We start from the raw sequence: 18296 nt of genomic DNA on the forward strand, positions 1-18296 counted from the left end.
CCGTTCGGCCTATACAACGTGCGACGGCGCGCCTGATAAAATGTGCGGCTTCCAGCGCCTTGCATCCCGCATCGCAACGCTGCCTGCCGCTTTCGCCGGTGCTGTACCGGCCGCGCGCATCGGCGCGCGCTCTCACCACGCCAGATCATGTTCAGCTTTTTCAAACGATTCAAGGGTTCGAAAGAGTCCGAAAACGCGCCAGACGAATCGCAAATCGCGCCTGAGGGGCTGCTTGACGAGCCGGCTGCAGAAGCGCCGACCGAGCCGCCTGTACCCGCGAAAGCCGGGCCGGCCGCGAATGCCGCAAGTGCCAGCGTGCCGGCGAGCATCGTGTCGCCGCCCGCCGCCGCGCCCGAACCGCAACCCCAGCCCGATTTCGAGGAATCGACGCTCGAGACCGTCGAAATCGTGCCTCCGCCGTTGCAGGATGCGAGCGCGAAACGCTCGTGGCTGACTCGCCTGAAAACCGGTTTGTCGAAGACCAGTTCGAGCCTCACCGGCATTTTCGTCGGCACCAAAATCGACGAGGATCTTTACGAAGAGCTGGAAACCGCGCTGCTCATGTCCGACGCGGGCGTCGACGCGACCGAATTCCTGCTTGAAGCGCTGCGCGAGAAGGTACGCACCGAGCGTCTTACGGAGCCGCAACAGGTCAAGACGGCGCTGCGCACGCTACTCGTCGAGTTGCTCAAGCCGCTCGAAAGCTCGCTCATGCTCGGACGCGCGCAGCCGCTCGTCATGATGATTGCGGGCGTCAACGGCGCGGGCAAGACGACGAGCATCGGCAAACTCGCCAAGCATCTGCAGAGTTTCAACCAGTCGGTGCTGCTTGCCGCCGGCGACACGTTCCGCGCCGCCGCGCGCGAGCAGTTGGCAATCTGGGGGCAACGCAACAACGTCACCGTGGTGTCGCAGGAAAGCGGCGATCCGGCGGCCGTGATTTTCGACGCGGTCGGCGCCGCGCGGGCGCGCAAGATCGACGTGATGATGGCGGACACAGCCGGCCGTCTACCCACCCAGTTGCATCTGATGGAAGAGCTGCGCAAGGTCAAGCGCGTGATCGGCAAGGCGCAGGACGGCGCGCCGCACGAGGTGTTGCTCGTGATCGACGCCAATACCGGGCAGAACGCGCTTGCGCAGGTCAAGGCTTTCGACGACGCGCTCGGCTTGACCGGCCTGATCGTCACCAAGCTCGACGGAACGGCCAAGGGCGGCATTCTTGCAGCCATCGCGCGGCAGCGACCCATCCCGGTGTACTTCATCGGCGTTGGCGAAAAGGTGGAGGACTTGCAGCCTTTCAGCGCTGAAGAGTTCTCCGACGCGTTGCTAGGCGGGTAAGCGGAAGCCACGCCACTATCTGCGCCTCGCCGGCAAGTCACAAAAAAGGGCACTCTTCGGAGTGCCCTTTTTACACCGGCAACGCGGTGTGGCTCATTCGGCGTCTGGCTGCACGCCGGGCGCGGCGCGCGCGAATGCGTCGATTTGCATCGCGTGGTCGTAAATGCGCTGGATGGTCGGATATTTCGACGTATCGACGTTGAAGCGCTGCGCGTTGAACACCTGCGGGATCAGGCACGCGTCCGCGAGTGTCGGCTCGTCGCCGAAACAAAGCTTGCCGGTGCGCCCGTCGCTCGCCAGGTGAGCCTCCAGCGTCGCAAAGCCGGTGTCCACCCAGTGCCGGTACCAAGCGTCTTTCGCGTCATTCTCCACGCGCAGCGTGTGTTTCAGATACTTCAGCACACGCAGATTGTTGAGCGGATGAATCTCGCACGCCACCTGCAACGCGAGCGAGCGCACATATGCACGGTCGGCGGGCGCCTTCGGCAAAAGCGGCGGCTCGGGATGCGTTTCCTCCAGATATTCGATGATGGCGAGCGACTGCGGCATCACCTCATGGCCGTCGATCAACGTGGGCACGATGCCGTCCACGTTGACCGCGCGATATTCCGGCTTTAGCTGCTCGCCACCGTCTCGCACGAGATGCACAGGCACATACTCGTACGGCAGGTTCTTCACGTTGAGCGCGATCCGCACCCGATATGACGCCGAGCTGCGAAAATAGCTGTAGAGCTTCATGTCGTTGTCTCCTCCCAAAACTGCTTCAGACGACGTGCACGCTGAATTCGCCCAGTCCGTCCACGCCGCCTTTCATCAGATCGCCCTTCACCACCGCGCCGACGCCTTCGGGCGTGCCGGTGAAAATCAGATCGCCCGGCTGCAACTCGAACAAAGTCGAAAGGTAGGCAATGGTTTCGCCCACCGACCAGATCAGCTGTGACACGTCCGAGCGTTGCTTCTCCTCACCGTTCACAGACAGCCAGATCGCGCCCTTCCCGATGTGGCCGACGCTCGACACCGGATGAATCGGGCCGAGCGGCGCGGATTGATCGAAACCTTTCGCGGTGTCCCACGGACGACCCAGCTTCTTCGCCTCGGCCTGCAGGTCGCGGCGCGTCATGTCGAGACCGAGCGCGTAGCCGTAGACGTGATCCAGCGCGCTGTCCGCAGAGATATTTTTGCCGCCTTTACCGATCGCCGCGACGAGCTCCATTTCGAAGTGGACGTTCTTAGATAGCGTCGGATACGGAAACTCGCCGGTTTCGCCCGGCGGTACATACAGGACGGCATCTGCCGGCTTGCTGAAGAAAAACGGCGGCTCGCGGTCGGGATCATGACCCATCTCGCGGGCATGCGCCTCGTAATTGCGGCCGACGCAATAAATGCGACGCACAGGGAACTGCTCGCTGGACCCGACAACCGGCACTGCGACCACCGGCGCCGGTGCAAATACGTAACTCATCCGGTTCTCCGTTCTTCGATATGAGCCGCAGTGCGGCGATAAAACAGCGAGTGTAACGCGCGGTAGAAGGCGACGCGCGCAAGTCAGGCAAGGGTTCCGGAGAGCGGTGCGTCAGTGCGCGCGCCTCGCCGGACGGCTATAGATGCGATACTCACACCAGATAACGTCCCTTGAATACCGTGGCGTACCGTCCCGACGGCGGCACGCCAGCACGTCAATTGCGCTCATGACAGACTCCGCCGATACCGCCAACCCGTTCCCCTGTGCCCGCTTCATCAAGGAAATCGGCCGCGGGCCGAACGGAGCCCGCGCGCTCACCGCCGACGATACGCGCGCGCTCTACACCGCTATGCTCGACGGCCGCGTCGGTGAACTGGAACTGGGCGCGGTGCTGCTCGCTTATCGTGTGAAAGGTGAAACCGCCGACGAACTCGCGGCGATGCTGGCGGGCGCCCATGCGTCGTTCGAGCCGGTTCATCTGCGTCCCGGCGAGTTCCGGCCCGTGTCGATCCCCAGCTATAACGGCGCGCGCAAACAGCCGAACCTCGTGCCGCTGCTTGCGCTGTTGCTGGCGCGTGAAGGGGTGCCGGTCCTCGTGCACGGCATCACCGACGATCCCGGTCGCGTGACGAGCGCCGAAATTTTCACGCATCTGCGGATACCGCACGCGACCTCGCACGACGACATTGAAGACGGCCTCGCAGAGCGCCGTCTCGCGTTTGCGCCGATCGACGTGCTCGCGCCAAAGCTTGCACGTCTGCTCGGGCTGCGCCGGCGCATGGGCGTGCGCAATTCGACGCATACGCTCGTCAAGATTCTGCAGCCGTTCGCGCCCGCCGGGCTGCGTCTCGTGAACTACACGCATCCGCCGTATCGGGACAGCCTCACGCAGCTATTTAGCAGCCATCCCGACGCGGCGGCCGGCGGCGCTTTGCTCGCGCGCGGCACGGAGGGCGAAGCGGTCGCCGACACCCGGCGTCAGGTGCAGGTGGACTGGCTGCACGACGGGATCTGCGAAACGCGAGTGCCGCATGAACGCTCGTCGCGCGACGCACCTGAGGTCGAGTTGCCCGAAGCGCGCGATGCCGCGACGACAGCGGCATGGATCGGCGCAGTGCTGCGCGGCGAGGCACCGGTGCCAAGCGCGATAGAGAGGCAAGTCGAGTTGATTGCCGACGTCGCTAGAACGCCCGCGCACTGAAGCTCACTCAATCGCGCAACGCGTCGCCTGCCATGCAATGAGGCGCCACTGGCCGTCTTCCTGCGTGTGGATTGCCGTGTAGGCGATGGGAAAAAGCAGTGCGCCGCTATTCGCTTCCATCTCGATCAGCGCGCGACCGGTCACGACGCAGGTTTCGCGGCCGACCGGCAGCACATCTTGCGACTGCACTTCAATTTGCCGATAGCGGCGGCGCCCGGCGGTAATGCCGTCGATGAACTGCCGCTTCGTCTCGCGCTTGCCGTTCGTGTGCACGTAGCTCACGTTCTCTGCGAGCAGCGCGTCGAGCGATTGACCGTCGCCGTCGACCATCGCGCGGAAGCGTTCGCGTTCCAGCCCGCGGATCGCCTCGATTGTCTTTGCCGCCATTGCTCAGCCCCTTGCACCGGTGAGCCAGACGCGGCCACGGTCGTCAGAAGTTATATTGCAGGTATAGCTGGTGGAAATTTATACCAGGATTCGGCTCTTTGATACCGCCATTCGAAACATGCTGGAAGCGGTAGCCCGCCTGGTACTGCTGATGGGCGCCGAACTGCATGCCCACACCCGCCATATCGGCGAACTGGAACGCAGTGGACAGTGTGAAAGTGGAAGAAATTCTCGGGCTCGACAACAAGCGCACACCCGCGCCCGCTTCGACGAAAGGCCGGATCGATCCGGATCCTTTAATGAAGCGAATGATAGGCGTCACACCGATCTCGCCGATGTTCTCATGCACATTGCCTTCGTTCGTGTGCCACCAGGCAACATGGGCCTCGCCGATCAGCGCGAAATGCCAGTCGCCGATCTGCCACCACGTGAGATTCGGGTCCCACACGAGCCCGAGGTCCAGTTTCTTGACATGATGATCCCCCAGAGCTCCGGTGACCTGGACTCCGAACTGATCGGCGGCGGCAACGCCGGAAAGAGTGAGCAGCAGAGCCGCGCACGTAGCATTTAGAGCCAGACCACGGAAGACATTCTTTTTGTTGTCCATCTGATACCCAAGCTCAGCAAGTTGAACATTCTGTAACAGTTTGCGTATTCTAAAGACAATCTGAAGGCGGTGGATCCTGTTAAGAAACTTAAATTTTCGCAATTACATACATCATAAAGCGCAAAAATCGGTCGAAAGTGAGAGTGAATGGTGTTTGTTAGGTAATTTCTACGGCACCAGCGCTGGCCGCCGAAGGCGAGTATGATGGCTATTGAAAGTCGAAATTCAATAGGAAACAACGGAACTTGGATGCCCCTATGGGCTCTAAGTATTAGCACTCGGAAATCGAGAGTGCTAACATCCAACGCTGGAGTCGTTACCTGAACAAGCTTTTGCCTGATTCCAAAGGAGTTTTAAACGTGAGCCATGCATTGACCCTTCCGAGTACTCTGAGCCCGTCGTCGGCTAAGGCCGCTCCGGCAGGTGCGCTGGCGCTCTCGCATTCCTCCCTGCTGCCCGGTCAACTGGGCAACATCGACGCCTACATCCAGGCCGTAAATCGGATTCCGATGCTGACGCCGGCAGAAGAACGCCAGTTCGCCACAGAATTCCGCGAGCACGACAACCTCGAGGCTGCACGCCGCCTCGTGCTGTCGCACCTGCGGCTGGTCGTCTCGATCGCGCGCAACTATCTGGGCTATGGGCTGCCGCACGCCGACCTGATCCAGGAAGGCAACATCGGCCTGATGAAGGCCGTGAAGCGCTTCGATCCGGAGCAGAACGTACGTCTCGTGTCGTACGCCATGCATTGGATCAAGGCCGAGATCCACGAATACATCTTGCGCAACTGGCGCATGGTGAAGGTCGCCACAACGAAGGCGCAGCGCAAGCTGTTCTTCAACCTGCGCAGCCATAAACAAGGCTTGGGCGCTTTCACGCCGGACGAGATCGAAGGTCTCGCCAAAGAGTTGAACGTCAAGCGCGAAGAAGTAGCCGAGATGGAAACGCGCCTCTCCGGCGGCGACATCGCGCTGGAAGGCCAGGTTGAAGACGGCGAAGAGTCGTATGCGCCGATCGCGTATCTCGCCGACTCGCACAGCGAGCCGACCGCGGTACTGGCCTCGCGTCAACGCGACAAGCTGCAAAGCGACGGTATCGCGACGGCACTGGAGGCACTCGACGCCCGCAGCCGCCGCATCATCGAAGCTCGGTGGCTGAAAGTGGAAGACGACGGTTCGGGCGGCTCGACGCTGCACGAACTGGCCGACGAGTTCGGCGTATCGGCTGAGCGTATTCGTCAGATCGAAGCGAGCGCAATGAAGAAGATGCGCGGTGCGCTGACCGAATACGCGTAACGCTCGTCAACGGACAGAGCGGCGTGGTGTAAGCCGGTTAGCCCGAAAAGAAGCGCTGAAGTCCGAAGCCCTGCCTCGCAAGACGGCGGGGCTTTTTTTATGCGCCGTTCCCGGGCTGCGGCAAATGGGCACGCGCGCCGGCTACGGGAGAAGGGTCGGCGTACCGCACGCTAACGAGTAGTTTGTCCGGCATGGCGCCGGTAAACGCAAAGCGGCACCTCGGATCGAGGTGCCGCTTTCTTATTGCGCTGCTGGTCGGGCGCTCGGTGGACCCGCGCTAACCGCATCGCCGCATCGCGTGGCATGAAGCGCCTTGAGCGCTTCGCCGCCACGCCTGTCGGTCACGCAGGCAAAGGTGCCGCGCCGCCGCTGGCCGGCATGCGCGTTGCCAGTGCTTCCGCGTAACGCCGCGCCGCATCGCCGACGACGATATGGAACGTATCCGCCGCAACCCACGCTGTGTCGAGCGTCGCGAGACGCTGACGATCCACCGCCGACGGATCCTGAACGACGATACGCAGACGCGTCGCCGCCACGGCGTCGAGCGACTTCACGTTGCCGGCGCCGCCAAACACCGCGAGCCAGCGCAATGGATCGGGATCGAGCGGACCATTTGCGGCAGCCGAAGCACCACCCACCGTCGCCGAAGGTGCAGCCGAAGTCGAAACCGCAGCCGGCGCAGCAGCGGAGGCAGCCGGCTTCACCACACCGGCATCGTTGCCGCCCCGCTCCATCGCAGTCCGAATTTCATCAGCGATGATGTCCGCTTCCGGTCCGATAATGACCTGTACGTTCGTCGCGCCGCGCTTGAGCACGCCGCGCGCGCCGATGGTCTTCAGTTCGTTCTCCGACACCTTGCCGGAGTCGACCACGGACAGACGCAGACGCGTCGTGCACGCATCCACCACCGAGAGATTCGCCGCGCCGCCGAGCGCCGCGATATAACGCTGCGCGCGCGGGACGGCAGCGCCTGCCACGGGCGAAACGAAACCGCCGGCCGCGAACGAATCGACTTGTTCGTCGGCAGCGGCGGGTTCACGGCCCGGCGTCGCCATGTTGAACTTGCGGATGAAGAAGCGGAACAGGCCGTAGTACACCACCGCATACACGATGCCGACCGGAATGGCCAGCCAGCCCTTGGTCGAAAGACCGTAGTTCAGCACGTAGTCGATCGCGCCCGCGGAGAACGTGAAGCCGAGGTGAATACCGAGCGCCGAACAGATCGCGAGGGCAAGACCCGTCAACAGCGCATGGATCACGTACAGCACCGGCGCGAGAAACATGAAGCTGAACTCGATCGGCTCCGTGACGCCCGTCAGAAACGACGTAAGCGCCATCGAAAACAGCAGACCGCCCACGATCGCGCGGCGCTCTTTCGGCGCTTCATGGAACATGGCGAGACATGCGGCCGGCAAGCCGAACATCATGACCGGGAAAAAGCCCGTCATGAACGTTCCGGCAGTCGGATCGCCGGCGAAGAAGCGATGCAGGTCGCCCGTCACGGCGGCGCCGCCCGGCGGCGTGAAGGTGCCGAACACGAACCACGTCAGCGAATTCAGGATGTGATGCAAACCCGTCACGAGCAGCAGCCGGTTCAGCACGCCGAACACGAATGCGCCGAGCGCGCCCGCCGTGGTCAGCCAATGGCCGGCTGTATCGATCACGCTCTGCACCGGTTGCCATACATAGCCGAACAGAATGCCGAGCGCGAGACAGACCACGCCCGTGACAATCGGCACGAAGCGTTTCCCTCCGAAGAACGCCAGGTAGTCCGGCAGCTTGATGTCCTTGTAGCGGTTGTACAGCAAGCCGGCCACGACACCCGCCACGATCCCCGACAACACGCCCATATTGAGCTTGTCGTTGATGTCCTTCATCACCGCGACTTCGATCAGATAACCGATCGCGCCCGCGAGACCGGCGACGCCGTTGTTGTCCTTCGCGAAGCCGACCGCCACGCCGATTGCAAACAGCAGCGGCAGGTTGTCGAAGATCGCGCCGCCGGCGTCGGCGATCATCTTGATGTTGAACACATCGGGCTGGCCGAGGCGCAGCAGCAGGCCGGCAACCGGCAGCACCGCGATAGGCAGCATCAGCGCGCGTCCCAGGCGCTGAATCTTCAAAAACGGATTCCCATCCATTGATACCTCCAATCCTTGTCTCGTTGTCGACGAACGTCGTTGAGTTATGTAGCGTTGCGAACCGTGCGGGGTTCAGTCCAACGGCCACGTTTCGCGGCTTACTGCTCTTACCGCCTGCGCCGATTCGAGCGCCAGCGCATCCTGGGCGCGTTGACGGCACAGTTGATAATCGAGGTTGCGCACCCGCGCCTTGATGCCCGGCACCGAAACCGGGTCCACCGAAAGCTCGGTTACGCCGAGGCCGACAAGCAGCGGCATCGCAAGCGGATCGCCCGCTAGCGCACCGCATACGCCGACCCATTTGCCATGCTTGCTCGCGCCTTGCACGGTCGCGGCGATCAGCCGCAGCACAGCCGGATGCAGACCGTCGGCCTGTGCGGCGAGATCGGCCTGACAGCGGTCCATGGCAAGCGTGTATTGCGTCAGGTCGTTCGTGCCGATCGACAGGAAGTCCGCGTGTTGCGACAGTTGATCGGCCAGCAGCGCCGCCGACGGCACCTCGATCATCACGCCGACTTCAATCGGCTCTGTGCGGCCCAGCTCGCGAGCAAATTCGTCGATTCGTTTGCGGATGCGAATCAGCTCGCCGACATCGGTCACCATGGGCAACAAAATGCGCACGGCGCCAAACGGCTTTACAGAGAGCAGACCGCGCAGCTGATCGTCGAGCAGATCGGGGCGCACCTGCGCGAGGCGAATACCGCGCAAGCCGAGCGCGGGGTTCGGCTCCGGCGGCAGCGTGAGGTAATCGACTTCCTTGTCCGCGCCGACGTCGAGCGTGCGGATGATCGCGGTGCGGCCGCTCAATGCGTCGACAATGCCTTGATAGCTCTGCCGATGCTCGTCCGTGGTCGGCGCGGCTGCACGGTGAATGAACAGCAGTTCGGTACGCAGCAGGCCGACCGAGTCCGCGCCGTTTTCCACGGCGGTTCTCGCGTCGTCGAGCGTCGCGATGTTCGCGGCGACTTCGATCGCGCGGCCATCGGCCGTGACCGCAGCTTCCTGCGACGTACGGCGATTCGCTTCGCGCACACCCGCAAGGCGGCTGCGTTCGAGCCGCGCGCGTTCGACATCCAGCTCCGTGGGGGCAAATTCCAGCCGACCGGTGGTCGCGTTCACCACGACCTGCGTGCCGTCGGGAATCGCATACAGCGCATCGCCCATAGCGACCAGCGCGGGAATGCCCGCTTGCCGCGCGAGAATCGCCGCATGCGACGTCGCACCGCCGCGCGCCATCACGAGAGCCGTGACACGCGAGCGATCCAGTGCGGACAAATCGGATGGCGTGAACTCTTCCGCGGCGAGCACTGCTTCGTCCGGGAGCGTGCGCGCGGCGGCATTCGTATAGCCGAGCGCACGCAGCACGCGTTTCTCGATGTCGCGCAGATCGGCGGCACGTTCGGCGAGCAACGCGTCTTCGATATTAGTAAGGATAGCTATCTGTGCGCGAATCGCTTCGCGCCACGCAAAGCCCGCACTCTTGCCGAGACTGATCAGATCGCGCGCGGCGTCGAGCAGCGTGGGGTCTTCAAGCAACACGCGATGCACCGCGAAAATGCCCGCCTCACCGACCGCGCCGCGTTGCGACGCGTCGCGCACCGTCGTGCCGAGGTCGGCGTCGACGGTCGCAATCGCCTTGTCGAGCAGACGGCTTTCCGCAGCCGACGTGCCGCTTGCCTGTTCAGGCGGATCGATGTCCGCGTCGTCCCAGCGCACCAGCTTGCCAATCGCCACGCCCGGCGACGCGCAGACACCGGCGAGCGTGTTCGGCGCGAGAGTCTCGCCCGCCGCCGGTGTCACGGTTTGCGGCGCGGGCGAACTCTGCCGCGCAGGCTTCTCTTCGACTTCGCCGTGCGCCTCGCGCGTCAGTTCGTCAGCGATCGCGTCTACAGCGGCGCGGGCTTGCGGACCCACACCGAGTAGCTCCACCGTCGCGCCTTGACCCGCGCCGAGTCCCAGCAGTCCAACCACGCTTTCGATTGCCGCCTTGCGCCCCTCGTAACGCACCTCGACACGCGCATCGAAACCCCGCGCCGCTTCACGCGCACGCGCTGCCGGCCGTGCATGAAGGCCGCCCGCGTGAACCAGTGTGACTTGCGCGCGCGCTTCTTCAGTCACGCTCGTTGCGCTCAACTGACGAGACGCGTCGGCCGCCGCACCGTCGCGAGGACGCAGCAACAACAGCGGCGTTTCACCCGCCTTCAGCATGCCGCCCTGCGCGCGCTCGACGATCTCGAACGCGTCGGAGTTGGCTATAGCGATGACAGAAACAAGGCTCGGCGCATGCAAGGCGATCTGATCCTGATCGAACTCGATCAGCACGTCGCCGGCATGCACGTGTGCGCCCTGCTCGATCATTGGCGCGAAGCCTTTGCCGTTCAGCTCGACAGTGTCGATACCGATATGCAGCAGAATCTCGGCGCCCTCCGCCGTGGCCAGCGTCACAGCGTGGCCGGTGCGTGCAAGGTGGGTGACGGTTCCCTCGCACGGCGCGACGAGTCGGCCCTCGAGCGGATCGACGCCGATCCCGTCGCCGAACATGCCGCCCGAAAACACCGGGTCGGGCACGTTCGCGAGCGGCACGACCGGACCGGTCATCGGCGCCAGCAAAACAATATGGCCTTCAGAATGGCTCATTAAACGGGACTCCTCGACACGTCGCATCTGATTTCTCGTCAGTGAGTTTCGGTGATTTTGTTGAGATGGCGCGGCGCATCGGGATTGCGCCCGCGCGCGGCCGCAAGGCCCGCGGCCATCACGTAAAAGGACAGAATGGCGGCGATCGGATCGAGCGCCGCGTGAGCGGTGGTAGCGAGCGGCAGCGTCGCTTCGGGTACATCGGACGGAGCGGCAAGCAAAACGCGAGCACCGCGAGCCTGCATGTCGCGCGCGAGTTGCAGCAGACCAGCCTGCTCCGGCCCACGCGGTGCGAACACCAGCAACGGATAGTCGCGGTCAATCAGTTCCATCGGACCGTGCCGCACTTCCGCGCTAGAAAACGCTTCTGCCTGAATGCCGGAGGTTTCCTTCAGCTTCAACGCGGCTTCCTGCGCGATGGCAAGGCCGAGACCGCGGCCGATCACGATCATGCGTTCGATGCCGCGCAGTTCGTCGACGGCTTTCGACCAGTCGAGCTTGCCGGCGGTCTGCAATGCGTCGGGCAGCGTGTTCAACGCAGCCAGCAAGTCCGGATCGCGCTGCCAATGCGCAACCAGTTGCGCGGAAATCGAGAGCATCGCGATGTAGCTCTTGGTGGCGGCAACGCTCAGTTCAGGACCGGCGACGAGCGGCAGATGCCACTCGCACGCGTCGGCGAGCGGTGAAGCCGGTGCGTTGACTGCGGCAACGGTCAACGCGCCCGCCTCGCGCAACGCCTGCATCGTGCCGACCAGGTCAGGACTTTTGCCCGACTGCGAGAACGCCAGTGCAAGCTGATCGCGAACCTGTAGCGGCGCCTGTTGGAGCGTCGCGACCGACATGGGCAGCGACGCGACCGGCACGCCGAGGCGGCTCATCGTCAGGCTTGCGAAGTAACTCGCCGCATGGTCGGAACTGCCGCGCGCGACCGTCAACGCGACATGGCGGGGTTGCTGCGCGAGCCGGGCGGCCAGGGCCTCGACGCGCGAGGTGTCCGTGAGTTGCGCGGCGACCGTTTCTGCGGACGCCAACGCCTCTTTAAGCATATTCGACAATTGCTTCTCCTTCGACGTATGTCGCGCTCAACGCCAGTTCACGATCGAACACGACGACGTCGGCCCATGCACCGCGCGCGATGCGGCCGCGGTCTTCGATGCCGAGGTAGTCGGCGGCGTAGCGCGACAAACGGTTTGATACATCGGCGATCGGCAGACCGATCGACGCCAGATTGCGCAGCGCCTGATCCATGGTCAGGGTGCTGCCGGCGAGCGTGCCGTCGGCGAGACGCACGCCGCCGAGACACTTCGTTACGTGTTGGCTGCCCAGGCGGTACTCGCCGTCGGGCATGCCGGTCGCCGACGTGCTGTCCGTGACCACGTACAGACGCGGAATCGCGCGCAGTGCGGCGCGGATCGCGCCCGGATGCACGTGCAGCAGGTCGGGAATGATTTCGGCGAATTCAGCATGCGCGAGCGCCGCGCCGACGAGGCCAGGATTGCGGTGATGCAGCGGCGACATCGCATTGAAGAGATGCGTAAAGCCGCACGCGCCATGTTTGAGCGCGGCAACGGCGTCGTCGTAAGTGCCGAGCGAATGGCCGAGCTGCACGCGCACGCCGCGCGCCGCCATCTCCGAGATGATGTCCATATGGCCGGCAATTTCAGGCGCCAGCGTGACTACGCGGATCGGCGCGATGGACAGATACTTGAGCACTTCGTCCATCACGGCGGAGACGGCCGCATCGGGCTGCGCGCCCAGCTTGCCAGGGTTGATGTAAGGCCCTTCCAGATGCACGCCGAGCACCCGCGAGCAGCCTGGTGTGCGCACGCGCGCGACGTCGCCGAGACCGGCGACCACGCTCATCAGTTCGTCGCGCGGCGCGGTCATGGTGGTAGCCAGCAGACTCGTCGTGCCGTAGCGCGCATGGGTGCGTGTGATGGTTTCGATCGCGTTGCCGGCTTCCATGACGTCGGCGCCGCCGCCGCCGTGCACGTGCAGGTCGATAAAGCCAGGCAGGATGTACGGCGCGTCGTTCGTCGCGGGATCGACGCGCTCGCCGGTAACCGCCGTGATGCGGCCGTTTTCGAATTCGAGCGTGCCGTGAATCCACCCGTCGGTGGTGAGTATGTTTCCGGTCAGCATGAGTCTCTCTTGCAAGGCGTGATACGGGGTGTGGCTCAATCGCGCCTGAGCGCGCGGTGCGGGGCGCGGGCGCGCGGCTTACGCGGCCGTGTGCCCCACCTGGATGCGGCGCTCAGGTCCGCAATTCAGCGACGAAGTCGTAGTAGTCGTCGCGGCAATAGGTGTCGGTCAATTCGATTGCGCGCTGGTCGGCGCTATACCCGATACGGGTAATGACCAGCAGCGCCGAGCGCGGTTCGATATCCATGAGGGAAGCGATCTCGCTCGAAGCGTTGACCGCGCGAAAGTGCTGCAACGCGCGCACAACCGCTGCGCCGCGTTGCTCCAGATAGCTGTAAAGCGAAACGCCGATTGCCTGCGGATCGGGAACGATCGCGACCGGAAGCGCCGAGTGCTCGACCGCCATCACGATGCCGTCCGCGCGGCGCAGCCGGCGCAGGCTCGCCACTGCCGCGCCGGGCGACAAACCGAGGCGCACCAGCTCTTCCCGATTGGCAGCGCGGATATCGCGCTCGAGCCAAACCGAGTCCGGACGGAAGCCACGCTGCTGCATCTTCTTGGTGAAGCCGGTGAGCCGCGACAGCGGATCTTCGACGCGTGGTGTGATGAAGCTGCCCGCGCCCCGGGCGCGCCGGATAAGCCCTTGCTCGACCAGCAGTTCGATTGCCTTGCGCGCGGTAATGCGCGACACGCCGATTGCGTCCGAGAGCGTCCGCTCCGAAGGCAACGCTTCACCTGCCGACCACACCCCGCAATGGATCGCGGTCGCCAGATTGCGCGCGAGCTGCAAATACAGCGGCGTGACGTTGCGAGCGTCAGGCATGAGTGCGGACCAGCGAGTTTCCATGGCGCTCCGGCGGCAGTGGCGGAAGGATCGACCTGCAAAAAAGGAGAGCCCATTATATAACCAACATAATACCAGTCAACGAACTGGTTCTATGTCGGTATGACCGGGCGCAAAGCCTTGTCCATCAAGCCAGAGCGGCCGATGAACATGGTCCGCATGCAGGTTCGGAGAGCCCAGGATTTACCCGTATTCGAGACGAATTCAGCGTGTAGCAGGCCCAATTACGAACCAGTTCGCGTGGTCTGAAAGAGTGCACGTTCGTCCGTTTTCGAACCCCGCGCGGCTTATGCCAAATGCATGATTTTGTTAAGGAAGGCGCGTTCCAATATAGTGGTATGCGAATCCATAAAAAGAACGGGAGATCAGCATTTGACCGATTCCGAGACGCTGCGACGGGCCCAGGCAGTCCGCCATTTCAATCGCTTCTACACGCGGCTTATCGGCGCTCTGCACGAGCGCCTGGCTCGCAGCACGTTCTCGCTGACGGAGGTGCGCGTGCTGCACGAACTGTCGCGCGGACGCGCGCAGACGGCGTCGGCGCTCGGCCGCGCGCTTGGACTCGACAGCGGTTATCTGAGCCGCTTGCTGACCAGTTTCGAGCGTCGCAATCTGATTACGCGACGGCCGTCCGAGACGGACGCGCGCCAGTCGCTAATCGAACTGACGGCCCACGGCCACGCAGCCTATGCACCGCTCGACTCGGCAGCTGTTGAGGAAGTACTGGACCTGCTCGGCGGACTCGGCGCGGGCTCACAGGAGCAGTTGATTGCCGCGATGAACCTTATCGAACGACTGCTCGGCGACAAGCCGCAGCAGGGCGCCATCGAACTGCGCGCGCCGCGCCCCGGCGAATGCGGCTGGCTCGTGCATCGACAAGCGCAATGGTTCGCGGCGCAATATGGTTGGGACGGATCGTTCGAAGGGCTGCTTGCGCGCGTGGTCGCCGACTACACGCAACGCAACGATAGCATTCGCGAAACGTGCGTCGTCGCTGATCACAACGGCATGGTGGTGGGCGCGGTGTGCATCGTCGCCGTGTCAACGACGGTGGCCGGCGTGCGCCTCTTGTGGGTCGAACCGGACGTGCAGCGTCTTGGCATCGGCACACGCTTGATGACCGAAGCAACGCGGTTCGCGCGGCGCGCGGGTTACACGAGACTAACGCTGACCACGGCCAGCGCATTGGAAGAGCCGCGGCGCCTGTGCAAGCGCGCCGGTTTCGAACTCGTCAGCACGGCGCCGGAGCGCCGTTTCGGCAAGGATCTGATGATCGAGCGGTGGGAGTTGGGGCTGTAAGCCGCGTTAGAACGACGGCACCACCGAACCCTTGAACTGCGTCTTGATGAACTGGCGCACGTCTTCGGATTGATACGCTGCAACCAGCTTCTTCACCCACGGCTTGTCCTTGTCCCGGGTGCGCACCGCGATCAGGTTCGCGTACGGGCTGTGAATGTCTTCGAGCGCAATCGCGTCTTTCGTCGGCTGCAGACCGGCGGAAAGCGCAAAATTCGTGTTGATCGCGGCTGCGTCCACATCGGCAAGCGAGCGCGGCAATTGCGCGGCATCGAGTTCGACCAGCTTGATCTTCTTCGGATTCTCAGCGACGTCGAGCGCGGTCGCATTGTTGCCGTTCGTGCCCGCGCCGGCCTTCAGCTTGATCACGCCTTGCGTTTGCAGGAGCAGCAGCGCACGGTTCTCGTTTGACGGATCGTTCGGTACAGCGACCTTCGCGCCTTGCGGCAAATCCTTTAGCGACTTCAGCTTCTTCGAGTAGATGCCGAGCGGCGAGATGTAGGTGAGACCTGCGTTGACAATCTTGTAGCCGCGCTGCTTGATCTGGCTGTCGAGATACGGCTGATGCTGGAAGCTGTTGGCGTCGAGATCGCCTGCGTCGAGCGCGGCGTTCGGCTGCACGTAATCGTTGAATTCGACGACCTTCACGTTCAGGCCTTCACGCTTTGCCACCTTGGTGACGACTTCCCAGATCTGCGCGTCCGGGCCGCCGATGGTGCCGACCTTGATGACTTTGTCGTCGGCATGAGCGCCGAGGCTGGTGACGATCGCCGCGCCGGCGATCACTGCGGAGAGGGCTTTGAGGATATTTCTGCGCTGCATGTAATTCTCGCTGTTTCTAATCGAATCGTTTGCATGAGATTCGGGTGATAGCCGGACGCGGGCACTGATGACACGCAGGTAGCCGCGGGTTCAGAGCGCGCCGCCGGCCGGACCGTAAATCGTCTCATATGCGGTGCGAGATGTGAAATACAGCAATCACATATAGGTATGCGAAGCGCGATCGGGCGGCGAAGCGCCACGCTGTGGCTGATAATTCGAAACGTTGCCGCGAGCATCCGCGGTACGTTCAATCTCCTGCGAGGACGCCCATGTATGTCATCAACCTGATCTATACCGCTTCACTCGAACGAATCGACGACGCGCTGGAAGCGCACCGTGCGTTCCTGACCACGCATTTCGAAGCAGGTGTTTTCGTGGCCGCAGGACCGAAAGTGCCGCGCGACGGCGGCATCATTCTGGCGGTGCGCATCGAGCGTGACAGGCTGGATGCGATCCTCGCAACCGATCCGTTCGCTGTGCAGAAGCTCGCGCGTTACGAGGTGACCGAGTTCAAGACGACACGGCTTGCGCCGGGATTGAATTTGCCGATGCCGGTTTGAGCTTGAGCAGGTCTTTTATGTACAGCACGACGTCAGTCAAGCAGTAGCTTGATGTCGTGCACCCAAGGCGCGGCGCCCTGGCCGTCGCGCGCGAAAAGGCGCAGCTTGCCCTCAGTGTCGAACACATAGCTCGCCGCCGTATGGTCCATCGTGTAGCTGTCGGGGGTCTTGCCGGGCACCTTCGCGTAGTAGACGCGGAAGTCTTTCGCCACTTTCTTCAGCTGCGCCTCGTCAGCGGGACGCAGGCCTACGAAGGTCGGATTAAACGCGGAAACGTATTGCCCAAGCAGGGCGGCAGTGTCGCGCTCAGGATCGACGGTGACGAACAATACTTGAACGCGCTTGGCGTCTTCGGGACCGAGTTGCTGCAGCGCTTGTGAGAGCTCGGCCATCGTGGTGGGGCAAACGTCCGGGCAATGCGTGTAGCCGAAAAACAGCACGACGACCTTGCCTTTGTAATCCGCCATTGTGCGAATCTTGCCCGACGTGTCAGGCAACGAGAAGTTGCTTCCAAACTGGGTATTGCCGGTCAAGTCCAGGTTCTGGAACGCTGGCGGCTGCTTGCCGCAGCCCGCCACGAACAATGCGCTGCCGAGCGCGCAGGCAATCACAGCGGCACGCGCCGCACGCGCGAAGCGGGTATTGAGCATGGTATTACGCGCCGATCACAACGCGCACATAGTGGTCGACCAGCAGCGCGGCAAACAGCAGCGACAGATAGACGATCGAGTATCGGAAGGTCCGGCGCGCCAGATTGTCGGAGTACTCGAGGTAGATCTTCCACGCGTAGGCGAGAAACACCGCGCCGAGCACCACAGCCGCTGCGAGGTAGAGCACGCCGCTCATGCCGGAGATGAACGGCATCATAGTCACGGCGAACAGAATTACTGTGTACAACAGAATATGCAGCCGCGTGTACTTTTCGCCGTGCGTGTTCGGCAGCATCGGTAAGCCGGCGTTTTCATAATCTTTGCGGCGGTACAAGGCGAGCGCCCAGAAGTGCGGGGGCGTCCACACGAAAATGATCAGCACGAGAATCCATGCGTCGCCCGGCACCTGACCGGTGACGGCGGCCCAGCCAAGCGCCGGTGGCATCGCACCCGACGCGCCGCCGATCACGATGTTCTGCGGCGTGGCCGGCTTGAGCAGCAGCGTATAGATGACGGCATAGCCGACGAACGTGGCGAGCGTGAGCCACATGGTCAGCGGATTGGCGAACGTGTAAAGCGTCCACATGCCGAGACCGCCGAGCACGGCCGAGAACAGCAGAATTTGCGTAGTGGTAATTTCGCCGCGCGCCGACGGACGCCACGACGTGCGCCGCATTTTCGCGTCGATTTTTTGTTCGACGAGGCAGTTGATTGCAAACGCCGCACCGGCGAGCAGCCAGATGCCGACGGTGCCGCCAATCAGAACGGTCCAGGGCACCATGCCGGGTGTCGACAGAAACATGCCGATGACGGCACAGAACACGGCAAGTTGCGTGACGCGCGGCTTGGTCAGCGCAATGTACTGCGAGATCCGGCTGCCGGGCGTATGAGGGAGTGTTGTGCTGTCCATGTGG

The 18296-nt window shown here is 63.2% G+C and carries 17 protein-coding genes; 5 read left to right on the forward strand and 12 right to left on the reverse strand.

Annotated features, from left to right (window positions below):
- Positions 1-147: 147 nt before the first annotated feature.
- Positions 148-1338 carry a signal recognition particle-docking protein FtsY gene (gene ftsY / locus ACTJLB_RS00580; RefSeq protein WP_440782115.1) on the forward strand — a complete coding sequence of 397 codons (1191 nt, stop codon included), beginning with the start codon at positions 148-150 and terminating at the stop codon, positions 1336-1338.
- Positions 1339-1431: 93 nt separating this feature from the next.
- Here the strand turns inward: ftsY and maiA are convergent, their stop codons facing one another.
- Together maiA and ACTJLB_RS00590 are read right to left on the reverse strand one after the other, a co-directional pair.
- Entirely contained in the window at positions 1432-2076 is a 645-nt protein-coding gene (maiA, locus tag ACTJLB_RS00585; protein WP_020067008.1) for a maleylacetoacetate isomerase, read from the reverse strand.
- Positions 2077-2101: 25 nt separating this feature from the next.
- Positions 2102-2800, reverse strand: a complete 699-nt coding sequence (locus ACTJLB_RS00590) for a fumarylacetoacetate hydrolase family protein (protein ID WP_408484462.1) — start codon at positions 2798-2800, stop codon at positions 2102-2104.
- A 226-nt stretch (positions 2801-3026) separates the two neighbouring features.
- Between ACTJLB_RS00590 and ybiB the strand changes: the two genes are divergently transcribed.
- Complete coding sequence (gene ybiB / locus ACTJLB_RS00595; RefSeq protein WP_020067010.1) at positions 3027-4001, forward strand: DNA-binding protein YbiB; 975 nt, start codon at positions 3027-3029, stop codon at positions 3999-4001.
- 3 nt (positions 4002-4004) lie between these two features.
- On the opposite strand, the gene ACTJLB_RS00600 is transcribed toward ybiB, so the two are convergent.
- Positions 4005-4388: a nuclear transport factor 2 family protein gene (locus tag ACTJLB_RS00600; RefSeq protein ID WP_020067011.1), complete on the reverse strand. Its 384-nt coding sequence runs from the start codon at positions 4386-4388 to the stop codon at positions 4005-4007.
- A 43-nt stretch (positions 4389-4431) separates the two neighbouring features.
- Positions 4432-4995, reverse strand: coding sequence for an acyloxyacyl hydrolase (locus tag ACTJLB_RS00605; RefSeq protein WP_440782116.1), 564 nt, complete (start codon positions 4993-4995; stop codon positions 4432-4434).
- A gap of 359 nt (positions 4996-5354) precedes the next feature.
- Between ACTJLB_RS00605 and rpoH the strand changes: the two genes are divergently transcribed.
- On the forward strand, positions 5355-6290 hold the full coding sequence (rpoH, locus tag ACTJLB_RS00610; RefSeq protein WP_020067013.1) for an RNA polymerase sigma factor RpoH: 936 nt from the start codon (positions 5355-5357) through the stop codon (positions 6288-6290).
- A 341-nt stretch (positions 6291-6631) separates the two neighbouring features.
- Here rpoH and nagE read toward each other — a convergent pair whose 3' ends face one another.
- From nagE to ACTJLB_RS00635, 5 genes are all read right to left on the reverse strand, one after another.
- Complete coding sequence (nagE, locus tag ACTJLB_RS00615) at positions 6632-8431, reverse strand: N-acetylglucosamine-specific PTS transporter subunit IIBC (RefSeq protein ID WP_440782117.1); 1800 nt, start codon at positions 8429-8431, stop codon at positions 6632-6634.
- Positions 8432-8503: 72 nt separating this feature from the next.
- Positions 8504-11068 (reverse strand): phosphoenolpyruvate--protein phosphotransferase, encoded by a 2565-nt coding sequence (gene ptsP / locus ACTJLB_RS00620; RefSeq protein ID WP_440782118.1) that lies wholly within the window; start codon positions 11066-11068, stop codon positions 8504-8506.
- Positions 11069-11106: 38 nt separating this feature from the next.
- Positions 11107-12114, reverse strand: a complete 1008-nt coding sequence (locus ACTJLB_RS00625; protein WP_088173184.1) for an SIS domain-containing protein — start codon at positions 12112-12114, stop codon at positions 11107-11109.
- A complete protein-coding gene (nagA, locus tag ACTJLB_RS00630) occupies positions 12107-13210 on the reverse strand; it encodes an N-acetylglucosamine-6-phosphate deacetylase (RefSeq protein ID WP_440782119.1) in 1104 nt (367 codons plus the stop codon). Before nagA ends, ACTJLB_RS00625 begins: the two co-directional genes overlap by 8 nt.
- Before the next feature lie 112 nt (positions 13211-13322).
- Positions 13323-14057, reverse strand: coding sequence for a GntR family transcriptional regulator (locus tag ACTJLB_RS00635; protein WP_020067018.1), 735 nt, complete (start codon positions 14055-14057; stop codon positions 13323-13325).
- Positions 14058-14426: 369 nt separating this feature from the next.
- Here ACTJLB_RS00635 and ACTJLB_RS00640 point away from each other — a divergent pair, with 369 nt between their 5' ends.
- Complete coding sequence (locus tag ACTJLB_RS00640; RefSeq protein WP_087752563.1) at positions 14427-15353, forward strand: bifunctional helix-turn-helix transcriptional regulator/GNAT family N-acetyltransferase; 927 nt, start codon at positions 14427-14429, stop codon at positions 15351-15353.
- 6 nt (positions 15354-15359) lie between these two features.
- On the opposite strand, the gene ACTJLB_RS00645 is transcribed toward ACTJLB_RS00640, so the two are convergent.
- Positions 15360-16172 carry a MetQ/NlpA family ABC transporter substrate-binding protein gene (locus ACTJLB_RS00645; RefSeq protein ID WP_440782120.1) on the reverse strand — a complete coding sequence of 271 codons (813 nt, stop codon included), beginning with the start codon at positions 16170-16172 and terminating at the stop codon, positions 15360-15362.
- 269 nt (positions 16173-16441) lie between these two features.
- On the opposite strand from ACTJLB_RS00645, the gene ACTJLB_RS00650 reads away from it, so the two are divergent.
- Positions 16442-16732, forward strand: coding sequence for a YciI family protein (locus ACTJLB_RS00650; protein WP_087752564.1), 291 nt, complete (start codon positions 16442-16444; stop codon positions 16730-16732).
- Positions 16733-16764: 32 nt separating this feature from the next.
- On the opposite strand, the gene ACTJLB_RS00655 is transcribed toward ACTJLB_RS00650, so the two are convergent.
- The gene (locus tag ACTJLB_RS00655; RefSeq protein WP_020067022.1) at positions 16765-17382 is read right to left on the reverse strand and encodes an SCO family protein; all 618 of its coding nucleotides are present in this window, start codon (positions 17380-17382) and stop codon (positions 16765-16767) included.
- A gap of 4 nt (positions 17383-17386) precedes the next feature.
- Positions 17387-18292, reverse strand: a complete 906-nt coding sequence (gene cyoE, locus ACTJLB_RS00660) for a heme o synthase (protein ID WP_020067023.1) — start codon at positions 18290-18292, stop codon at positions 17387-17389.
- Positions 18293-18296 lie beyond the last annotated feature (4 nt).

It is taken from the genome of Paraburkholderia sp. 22098 (assembly GCF_052045935.1).
GTDB classification, from domain to species: domain Bacteria; phylum Pseudomonadota; class Gammaproteobacteria; order Burkholderiales; family Burkholderiaceae; genus Paraburkholderia; species Paraburkholderia caledonica.

Coding starts and splice junctions, on each gene's coding strand:
- ftsY (WP_440782115.1), top strand. CDS start 148: ATGTTCAGCTTTTTCAAACGATTCAAGGGTTCGAAAGAGTCCGAAAAC.
- maiA (WP_020067008.1), bottom strand. CDS start 2,076: ATGAAGCTCTACAGCTATTTTCGCAGCTCGGCGTCATATCGGGTGCGG.
- ACTJLB_RS00590 (WP_408484462.1), bottom strand. CDS start 2,800: ATGAGTTACGTATTTGCACCGGCGCCGGTGGTCGCAGTGCCGGTTGTC.
- ybiB (WP_020067010.1), top strand. CDS start 3,027: ATGACAGACTCCGCCGATACCGCCAACCCGTTCCCCTGTGCCCGCTTC.
- ACTJLB_RS00600 (WP_020067011.1), bottom strand. CDS start 4,388: ATGGCGGCAAAGACAATCGAGGCGATCCGCGGGCTGGAACGCGAACGC.
- ACTJLB_RS00605 (WP_440782116.1), bottom strand. CDS start 4,995: ATGGACAACAAAAAGAATGTCTTCCGTGGTCTGGCTCTAAATGCTACG.
- nagE (WP_440782117.1), bottom strand. CDS start 8,431: ATGGATGGGAATCCGTTTTTGAAGATTCAGCGCCTGGGACGCGCGCTG.
- ptsP (WP_440782118.1), bottom strand. CDS start 11,068: ATGAGCCATTCTGAAGGCCATATTGTTTTGCTGGCGCCGATGACCGGT.
- ACTJLB_RS00625 (WP_088173184.1), bottom strand. CDS start 12,114: ATGCTTAAAGAGGCGTTGGCGTCCGCAGAAACGGTCGCCGCGCAACTC.
- nagA (WP_440782119.1), bottom strand. CDS start 13,210: ATGCTGACCGGAAACATACTCACCACCGACGGGTGGATTCACGGCACG.
- ACTJLB_RS00635 (WP_020067018.1), bottom strand. CDS start 14,057: ATGGAAACTCGCTGGTCCGCACTCATGCCTGACGCTCGCAACGTCACG.
- ACTJLB_RS00645 (WP_440782120.1), bottom strand. CDS start 16,172: ATGCAGCGCAGAAATATCCTCAAAGCCCTCTCCGCAGTGATCGCCGGC.
- ACTJLB_RS00650 (WP_087752564.1), top strand. CDS start 16,442: ATGTATGTCATCAACCTGATCTATACCGCTTCACTCGAACGAATCGAC.
- ACTJLB_RS00655 (WP_020067022.1), bottom strand. CDS start 17,382: ATGCTCAATACCCGCTTCGCGCGTGCGGCGCGTGCCGCTGTGATTGCC.
- cyoE (WP_020067023.1), bottom strand. CDS start 18,292: ATGGACAGCACAACACTCCCTCATACGCCCGGCAGCCGGATCTCGCAG.